General features: G+C 37.7%; 16 protein-coding genes. 5 read left to right on the top strand and 11 right to left on the bottom strand.

Annotated features, from left to right (window positions below; translation table 11 throughout):
• The 4 genes from Q9M42_RS15460 to Q9M42_RS15445 form a co-directional block, all read left to right on the top strand.
• Window positions 1–308: DUF6338 family protein (locus Q9M42_RS15460; RefSeq protein ID WP_322527329.1), on the top strand; the 308-nt coding region annotated here is incomplete at its 5' end.
• Window positions 292–477 (top strand): hypothetical protein, encoded by a 186-nt coding sequence (locus tag Q9M42_RS15455; protein ID WP_322527328.1) that lies wholly within the window; start codon window positions 292–294, stop codon window positions 475–477. The genes Q9M42_RS15460 and Q9M42_RS15455, both read left to right, overlap by 17 nt.
• 34 nt (window positions 478–511) lie before the next feature.
• Window positions 512–892: a TIR domain-containing protein gene (locus Q9M42_RS15450; protein WP_322527327.1), complete on the top strand. Its 381-nt coding sequence runs from the start codon at window positions 512–514 to the stop codon at window positions 890–892.
• A gap of 13 nt (window positions 893–905) precedes the next feature.
• Window positions 906–1,853, top strand: coding sequence for a caspase family protein (locus Q9M42_RS15445; protein WP_322527326.1), 948 nt, complete (start codon window positions 906–908; stop codon window positions 1,851–1,853).
• A 458-nt stretch (window positions 1,854–2,311) separates the two neighbouring features.
• On the opposite strand, the gene Q9M42_RS15440 is transcribed toward Q9M42_RS15445, so the two are convergent.
• From Q9M42_RS15440 to Q9M42_RS15395, 11 genes are all read right to left on the bottom strand, one after another.
• Window positions 2,312–2,527 carry a hypothetical protein gene (locus Q9M42_RS15440; RefSeq protein WP_322527325.1) on the bottom strand — a complete coding sequence of 72 codons (216 nt, stop codon included), beginning with the start codon at window positions 2,525–2,527 and terminating at the stop codon, window positions 2,312–2,314.
• A 412-nt stretch (window positions 2,528–2,939) separates the two neighbouring features.
• On the bottom strand, window positions 2,940–3,224 hold the full coding sequence (locus Q9M42_RS15435) for a DUF5839 family protein (protein WP_322527324.1): 285 nt from the start codon (window positions 3,222–3,224) through the stop codon (window positions 2,940–2,942).
• A gap of 342 nt (window positions 3,225–3,566) precedes the next feature.
• Entirely contained in the window at window positions 3,567–3,764 is a 198-nt protein-coding gene (locus tag Q9M42_RS15430) for a replication initiation factor domain-containing protein (protein ID WP_322527323.1), read from the bottom strand.
• Complete coding sequence (locus Q9M42_RS15585) at window positions 3,719–3,937, bottom strand: hypothetical protein (protein ID WP_440972334.1); 219 nt, start codon at window positions 3,935–3,937, stop codon at window positions 3,719–3,721. The genes Q9M42_RS15430 and Q9M42_RS15585 overlap by 46 nt, the downstream gene beginning before the upstream one ends.
• A 273-nt stretch (window positions 3,938–4,210) precedes the next feature.
• A complete protein-coding gene (locus Q9M42_RS15425) occupies window positions 4,211–4,528 on the bottom strand; it encodes a DUF3892 domain-containing protein (RefSeq protein WP_322527322.1) in 318 nt (105 codons plus the stop codon).
• Between the two features lie 101 nt (window positions 4,529–4,629).
• Window positions 4,630–4,833: a hypothetical protein gene (locus tag Q9M42_RS15420; protein WP_322527321.1), complete on the bottom strand. Its 204-nt coding sequence runs from the start codon at window positions 4,831–4,833 to the stop codon at window positions 4,630–4,632.
• A 38-nt stretch (window positions 4,834–4,871) separates the two neighbouring features.
• Complete coding sequence (locus Q9M42_RS15415) at window positions 4,872–5,117, bottom strand: hypothetical protein (protein WP_322527320.1); 246 nt, start codon at window positions 5,115–5,117, stop codon at window positions 4,872–4,874.
• 142 nt (window positions 5,118–5,259) lie between these two features.
• Entirely contained in the window at window positions 5,260–5,472 is a 213-nt protein-coding gene (locus Q9M42_RS15410) for a hypothetical protein (RefSeq protein WP_322527319.1), read from the bottom strand.
• 49 nt (window positions 5,473–5,521) lie between these two features.
• Complete coding sequence (locus tag Q9M42_RS15405; protein ID WP_322527318.1) at window positions 5,522–5,968, bottom strand: hypothetical protein; 447 nt, start codon at window positions 5,966–5,968, stop codon at window positions 5,522–5,524.
• Window positions 5,969–5,995: 27 nt separating this feature from the next.
• On the bottom strand, window positions 5,996–6,859 hold the full coding sequence (locus tag Q9M42_RS15400; RefSeq protein WP_322527317.1) for a hypothetical protein: 864 nt from the start codon (window positions 6,857–6,859) through the stop codon (window positions 5,996–5,998).
• 289 nt (window positions 6,860–7,148) lie between these two features.
• Window positions 7,149–7,796 (bottom strand): hypothetical protein, encoded by a 648-nt coding sequence (locus Q9M42_RS15395; RefSeq protein WP_322527316.1) that lies wholly within the window; start codon window positions 7,794–7,796, stop codon window positions 7,149–7,151.
• Window positions 7,797–7,968: 172 nt separating this feature from the next.
• On the opposite strand from Q9M42_RS15395, the gene Q9M42_RS15390 reads away from it, so the two are divergent.
• On the top strand, window positions 7,969–8,367 hold a 399-nt coding region (locus Q9M42_RS15390), incomplete at its 3' end, for a DUF6338 family protein (RefSeq protein ID WP_322527315.1).

Raw genomic sequence — 8,367 nt, 5'->3', positions numbered from 1 at the left:
TAAATATTAACCCTATTCATCAAGTTCCAACAGCATGGGATTATATTATGCACCGTTCTTCGTGGATCATTGTAACTTTACAAAATGACGATAGAGTTTATGGCTATTATTCAGAAAATTCATTCGCTTCTATTTCTAATGATGGCCAAGATATTTTTTTAGAAAAGATATATGAATTTGATAAAGACAAAAGAGAATGGATTGATGATGGACGTTCTTTAGGTATATGGATACCACATCGAGAAATAAAATACTTAGAGATAACTTTTATTGAAGAAAGGAAGGAGAATAATGAAGAAAAGCAATGATTTAAATAGACCTGTTAGAAAGAAACGTTCAAAAAAAGTTGAGAGAGAGTTCAAACTTGATTCTGGAATTAAACATGTGATGAAGCCCGAGGTGGCTAGACCTGTTAAAAAGAAAAAACCACCGGAACCTCCTCCTAAAGGAGGTTCAAAAGTTCATAAGAACGAATAAATTCAGTATTTATTTAACTAAAGGAGTTAACAAAATGGCAGATAAAAGAATTTTCATAAGCTTTGCAATTGAAGATGAAAATTACCGAGACCTTCTAAAAGGACAGTCGTTAAATACCAAATCTAACTTCACATATACAGATATGTCAGCTAAAGATCCGTGGGATACAAAGTGGAAAACTAATTGTCGTACTAGAATTAAAGGTTGCGATGGCGTCATTGCTTTAATTAGCACTAAAACCAGGAATGCTGATGGGGCTAAATGGGAAATGAATTGCGCTAATGAAGAAGGAATACCAATGATAGGAATGCATATTCATAAAGATAATAAGGGGCAAATCCCTTCAGAGTTATCAGGTAAAAAAGTGATTGAGTGGAATTGGGAAGAGATCAAAAAGTTCATAGATAGCTTATGAGGGTGATTGAGATATGAGGAAAGCTTTAACAGTAGGGATAGACGATTATCCAGGTGTACCCTTAAACGGTTGTGAAAAAGATGCTTTTTCCTTTACTAATGTTTTGAAAACAAATGGCGATGGGTCTCCCAATTTTAGTGTCAAAACTTTAACTAGTTCATCTGAAGAAATAACAAAACCGATATTAAGACAATCTATTGAATCACTTTTTGCAGACGATTCCGAAATAGCATTATTGTATTTTTCCGGTCATGGCTTAATCAAAAGCACGGGCGGATATTTAGTCACTCCGGATCATCAAGCGTATGATGAAGGAATTTCAATGGATGAGATTCTAAAATATGCCAACGATTCTAAAGCAAAAGAAAAAGTTATTATTTTTGATTGTTGTCATTCTGGAGCTGCTGGTTCTCCCGCCCTTAGTCAAAGTAATTCTGCTCAGTTAGCTGAAGGATTAAGTATTCTAACCGCGAGCAGAGATTATGAAGCTGCGTTTGAAACAGAGGAAGGTGGAGTATTTACTTCTTTAGTTGTTAGTGCATTAGAGGGGGGCGCTGCTGATCTCAGAGGACATATAACTCCTGGCAGTGTTTATGCTTATGTCGATCAAGCATTAGGGCCATGGGATCAACGTCCCATATTTAAAACGAATGTGTCTCGCTTTACTTCACTGAGAAATATTGAACCTCCTGTACCGTTATCAATTCTTAGAAAGTTATGCGATTACTTTCCAGAACCCCAGGATTATCATTCCCTTGATCCTTCATATGAAGATACTGAAGATGCTGCGTTAGACGAACATGTTGCTATCTTTAAAGATCTACAGAAACTGGCAGGGGTCGGACTAGTTAAACCGGTAGATGAAGATCATATGTATTATGCCGCTTTACGTTCTAAAGCTTGTAGACTAACGGCTTTAGGAGCTCATTATTGGAGATTAGTTAATAGCGAGAAAATTTGATTGTTTTTCGATCCGTAAAGAATCCGGAATATTTTTCGGGTTCTTTTTTCGTTTAACTTTACGTTCAGTTTGAAACAATCACTCCGATTGGTGTATATAGCTGTATAGGTTATACGGTGCAGGCTTCCGATAATCTGCATTACGTTAAGTAGAGTGCCCCTGAAATCCCGTCACATCAGGGTTTGAAAAAAACAGCATGAAAAACGCCATGCAGTTTTCATACGGCCCTGACGGGCCGGGGGTTTCCGGGGCCGTGTCCGTCGCAGCCGGACACCCGACTGCATAAAATCCTTTCGCCAAAACATCGGTGCAGCGGGTTCTTGGGGAAGGGAAAAATCCGTACGGTAGATGAAATTTCGTCCGTGTCCGCCGGGGGTTTTTGGATCCAAACGCAAAGGGTATAGGACTTTCATAGAGCCGTCACTCTATGAGGGGAATTTTATTTTCTGCGATTGTCATTAGACCGGACCGTGGGTGTCACAGCTTCCACGGTCCCCCTGGCCTTTCGTCTGCGTCTGCAGGCGAAAGGCTTTTTGTCGTTTTCCGGCCTGTTTTTCGTTCAAATATGCCTCCAGGCATATTTGAAGGGGGAGGTTAGCTGAAAAGAAGCCATCAGCAAGCCATAGAGCCATGTTTGCTTCGTTCTGAATGGTAATGGTCATTGAACGATCCAAAAAGGAATGTGGGGATTCTCCGGGGCATTCTGTAAGGACAGGCGTTGGTATGGTATTGTGGGAGCAATCAGCAAAGGGAAGGAGCGATACGATGCGTCCTCGTCCAGTGCGTCTAGGCGAAGTTCTGTTGGTTGCGGCAGTCCTCGGCGTCGGAATCTTTATTGTGGTCGACAGCTGGAATAAGGATCCCTTCTCTTCCAACATGGACATCGGCGTCCCCCTGCTCGCGGTGGGTGTCCTCAATGCCATCTTTCTGGCTATCCGGGCATGGCGAAACCGACGATCTCGATCCCAGTCCTGAGGATACCTGCCCCATCCCATGGCGCATCCAGAGCCGAAGTTGTGGTTTTGTATTCTGTTGAGTTCGTTTTTTCTCCTCCCAATGAGAAACAATCATGGTGGTGAGAGGTTGTTACGATTCCTGGGGGTTCGTTTCCGGCGCTCGTTCGAGCACCTTGATCACTTTTTTGTATTCCCGGCCTGTCTCTTCAATATCTTCCCGGAACACCTTCATCACAAGGACGGACCGTCGGCCTTTCTTTGTCGGAACCTGGACGATGTCACCCGGCTGGATCGGCTCTTCCCGCAGCCGTTTCGGAATGTTCCAGTGATACAGTCGGTTCGTGTTTAACACCGGGGCGCCGTTTTCGTCCCGTCGGAAAATATGATACGCCGCAATCGTATTGTTTGTTTTCATGTATCTTCGTTCCTTTCGTTGGTCATTAACCTTGTCATGTATCCACCAGGGCGATGATTGTTGTTCGTCAGCGAGTTTCCCCGGAATGATTCCTTGTGCCAATTTTTCGTGATAAAAAGATGCCTAAAGTTATAAACCGTATATTCCAAAAATAACTTTAGGCATCTTTTTGATTTTATTTTTTGCATGCAGCGTGCAAAAAACGTTCAAGAAAAGGTCCAAATACGGGTACTTTTTTAGTACCTTGAAGGGTACACAATTAGTACTTTTCCGCATTTTCGTGACCCCATCGTTTTGCCAGGCTTTGCCTGGACCCCAACCCTCGTTGGGGTCAAAAATCCCTTATGCTCTTTTGAGCTCAAACTCCAACCGCCCCAGATCAGCGGCTTCCATTTCTTCGTCCTCATTATCTTTCCGTTCTTGCTTCTTGTCATAAAGTCTTATGTATCTCTGGCTGTCTCTCACACCAAAGTATTTCGTTTCTGATCGATGATCTAATCCATAAAAGACTGTCGACTTCCAACGTGTCTCAGAAGCCACATAAAAGCTCCTAAGGTCCTTCTCTCTATGTCTAAGGCTAAATCAAGCCGTTGGAAGCCTACATCGTTCATCAAACGCACTATATGCTTCACAAAGAACTCACAGGCATCTTCAAAGCAATGATTCGGGTTAAATTCAATCCGCATATTGCGTCTTTGCCGAGATTCACCTATGATTTTGTCGTACTACAGATAGAATAAATCGTCATACATTTTAGCTCGAACATAGTCCGTTTTGGTGTCTAAAACCGAAACATACGGATTTGTAGCAATGAATTGTTGAAATTCCTTGAGGTGACGGGAATTTAAGTCTCCAATAACCGTCATTCGATCAAAAGAAATTTGGTGAGAGTGTTCACGAAAGTTTACGCGAAACCGGCTATTAGAGACCGATAATCCTAACCGACCATACTAAGAAAGAACAGTTCAAAAACTAAGAAACACGCGTCAATTCTCGTAGTAAGCTTTTAAACTTAGTAAGTTATTTTTTCTTGAATCATCTCGAACCGAACGAACATATCGAACACCATTATCTTCAACGGGCTCTAATTCAGGATATGGTTTTATCTTAACTTTAATTTCAAAACCTTTATCACCGTAGTTCTTAAGCCATCTATGAATAGTTTCTTTTGAATACCACCCATTTATTGGCTCATCATTAATTTTCCAACTTTCATTCTCGTCGGATTCTAATTGAATCCTCACAATGCTTTTTAAATCCTCAACATCTTCTTTCTTAAAACTAATCCCTGTAGCATAAATCATTAAAAATACCCCCTATAAAAATACATTTAAAAACAACTCGAATATACGATTTCCAAAAAGTTTTCTCGTTATAAATCGCTAGAGTAATAGAATTTGGTGAATTACTCTGGAATGATTTCTACAGAAACTAAATCTTTCCCAGTAGCTTTAAATGTTTCTTCATCGCCTTTGAAAGTAATCGGAGAATCGTTATCTTTCCAGCTCTGAATATTATCAACAAGGTTTCCTGTTTGATAAAGAGTTCTTTCCGAAAATTCTTCGTCAACTACTCTAGTTCCGTCTGTGAATTTAAAAACAACCTTCACTTAATCACCTCCTTTTTTAATTATAACTATGCTAGATTTCAAAAACACAAAAGAACATAGTGCGCACTCTCTTCAGTCGATTTTCTTGTTCGTTTTTTAAACGATAGCCTGACGGAAAAACACCAAGAATTAAGCATAGGTCGTTCATAAACCGATTCAATTTTAACCCCGTTTGAAAATTGAACAGGGGTTTTTAATTTCACTTCCGTTTTATTTTCAGAAGCATCCCCTGTAAAAATAAAAAAGTTGGAATGGAAAAGAGCATAAGGGGTTTTTGTTCCCACCTGGATTGGAAAGCCCGGCAACGCCGGCCCAAATGTGGGAACATAAAAAACGTGTTTTATGCAAATTTTGCACATGATTTACACACGAATTGCACACGGTTTTGGGCATTTTTTGAGCAATAACTGCTAATTAATTATATTGTCAGCGATGCTTGTTCAACTCTTTCTTAATATTTCTGCTTAAATTTTCTTCTTCTTTAATAGAGATATTAGCAGTACCACAATCGTTACAGCTAAAAGACAATTGCTCTGCAAACTTTCTCTGGTGATATTCGTCCATTATTGGCCAAAGTTTATTTCCACAATGCGTACAATAGTTAGGAACTTCGCAATCAAAGTATATTCCTCTAGTCATGGAATGCCGCCCTCCTTAATTAATCTAAAGATATAAATAAATTTAAGCTCTATTCGAATTTATTTCTAATAAAAGCAGCACATGCGTCAGTTAAAGGTTGGCCGATTGCTTCTTTATAATTGAACCCTAACAACTGCATTGTTTGTAAAGTATCGTTATTGATCAAATCAATAAATTTGTTAAGACTCTCTTCTTGCTCATCGTTCAAATTATCACGAGTAAGATCTATTACTCTTCGTACTGTTTCCTTCAAGAGTTGAATATCATCAGGGCTTATTTGTACCTGTTCATATAAATCTTTGTATTGCCTTACCACATTCTGTAGGTCTGATTTTTCATTTAATAGAGTTTGAACTATTTCGTCATACATTTCACTTTGTTCTTCTAAATTTTTAGAATTTCTAGCTTGTTTTAGTTTTGTAGTAGCCCACTCATACGTGTTTCTTCCAATAATTTCAGTAAATGTAGCAGCTGCTCTTATAGACTGTTCGTCCATCATATTCCTCCTTGAATTAAAAATAATTTATTGGAGCCAATTTATTCGCAATGGATGATCGTCAGGAAGGTGAGGATATAGCTCTGTTATTTCTCCTTTTTTAAATTGGCTTTTGTACAAAGCATTATCTAAACAAGTTCGATAGTAAGCTATGTAGTTTTTAATTTCGTTCTTTTTAGCATCGACTTCTTGTTTCACTAATCTAATAACTTTTGAGGAAAGCCCTTTCGATTGAAATTCTTTTTCGATTTTCTTAATTTCATTCTCTTGGTTTTCATTTTCTAAAGAATTTTTAGAAATAGAAGAATAATTGTTAACGTTCTTGTTAACAATAGATTCTTTATTAATTTTAGTATTATTAGTTCTAGTATTATTAGTTGTCGAAATTGAACAGTTTAGAGTGTTGGAATTCGACACTCCAGAGTGTTCATTTTCGACACTCTGAGTATTCTCGGTATTTGAACTGTTATTCGCTTCATTATCGACCTTAGAACCACTGTCATTATCAGAATGTTTATTTTCAACACTCTTGTGTGCCGTGATAAATTCATTGATTTTTTCTGTGATCGTAAAATATCTCTTTTTGGGTAAGCCCATTTGTCTGGTTTCAATGAGTCCTAACTCTTTCAGTTTTTTTATGGCTTTATCTTGCTTCGAACGTTTTAACGTTGTGTTTTCCTCCAGGTTTTCAATCGTGACAAAAAACCACTTTGCCTGGGCTGACTTCTCTTTATTATCATCCACCAGTTCCCCGCGTTTTGACCAGTATTGAAAAAGAGAAACGAGTTCCGAATAAATCGCAGCTGTTTCCAACCCAATTTGATGTGCTAATTTTTTGTTTACGACAATACTTCCGTCTGCTCTTAATAAATCGAGAATGTTTAATGACATAATAAAAAACCCCTTCTGCATAAATGTTGGAAGGAGTTTTCTCTACTACAAAGCTAATATCTAGCTAGGACCAGAAACAAAATCATATAATGAAAATTAGGTATACGAATCCCTTGCATGGTAAAGGGAATATGATACACTGATATTAACTTATATGTTTTTCATCTGTGGTAGATGATGTGGAGAAAACTCCCGAGGCAATCGAGCTGCAACTCGATTGCTTTTTTCGTTTACTTACATATACCATACCGTTTTGTACCCCTATTTGCAATCGGATTTATTGGTAAATTTATCTATTAAAGAGTCGTTGAAGCCAGCTTTTTGAAGAGGCTTCTTCTTTTTGTTCTGATTGATGGTTTTCTTGTATTGCTGGACCTTTTAGTTGCTCTTTTGTAACATGTGTACCGTCAATATAAGGTTTTTGTTCTTTTGTACCCTCGTCATGGTCTTTCTTCTCTGTTTCTAATTCCTCAGAAGCACCTGGAGCGTTCAACTTCTCTTCAATACGCTCTAATTTTTCCCAAAGCATATTCTCTCTTTGCTCAAAAGTTTCTTGCTGCTTCTCGATTAAAGTATTTTGCTTTTGAATAATAGATTTAAGTTCATGGATTTCTTCTTGGAAAGATGAGAATTTCTCCCAGTTTTCACGATTCATTAGCCCTTGTTCGTCAGCATGAGGTTTATAAGGTCCATTTTCGCCATTCATAATGTTTATAACGCTGTTTACAGCGTCTTGCACTGTCATATCTGGTTGATTTTTTAATTCAATGATACGTGAAAATAGTTTTGCATCTTCTTCAGAAAACAAGATGTGTCCTTGCTGGTTTCTTCGAAAATGGTGGCCGTTCTTTTCAATGAGTAAATAGTATTTGCGGGCGGTACTTTCCTTTATTCCTAATTTATCAGCTAGGTCAGGCATTCTATATTCCAAGCTCATAAGTCTTATAACTCCTTTATAAAGATTATGCTTTATGTAAACATTATAACAAAAGAAATTTCATTTGAATCACACTTTATAAAGCTTATAATGAAAATTTCATGGACTGTAATTAATCATTACATTAATGTAATAGTTAAAACCTTTTAGATCACGAGAAAGGAGTGAGCAGATGCCTTTTGATAGTTATGATAGTGTTTTATATTCCATTATCTTTTTAGTTCCAGGCTATGTCATGAATACGGCTTTTGAAAGCATAGTAGTTACTCGAAGTTACTCTTGGCAAAATAATATATTAAGGTTTCTGATTTTTAGTATACTGAACTATGCTTTATGGTCGTGGTTTTTATATGAAGCAATTGAAGAAACAGTTTGGGCAAATCATCCTGTTTATTGGTTTCTATCTTTAATTGGAGTTTTAGTTGTTAGCCCTTACATTGTAGGTTTTTTATTTGGTATAATTAGTAAAAAAGAATGGATTAGGAATATACTAGCACTGCTAAATATTAACCCTATTCATCAAGTTCCAACAGCATGGGATTATATTATGCACCGTTCTTCGTGGATCATT

Origin of the sequence: Marinococcus luteus (genome assembly GCF_034497705.1) — a bacterium.
Taxonomy (GTDB): Bacteria; Bacillota; Bacilli; order Bacillales; family Marinococcaceae; genus Marinococcus; species Marinococcus luteus_A.
This window is presented reverse-complemented; position numbering and strand designations above follow the sequence as displayed.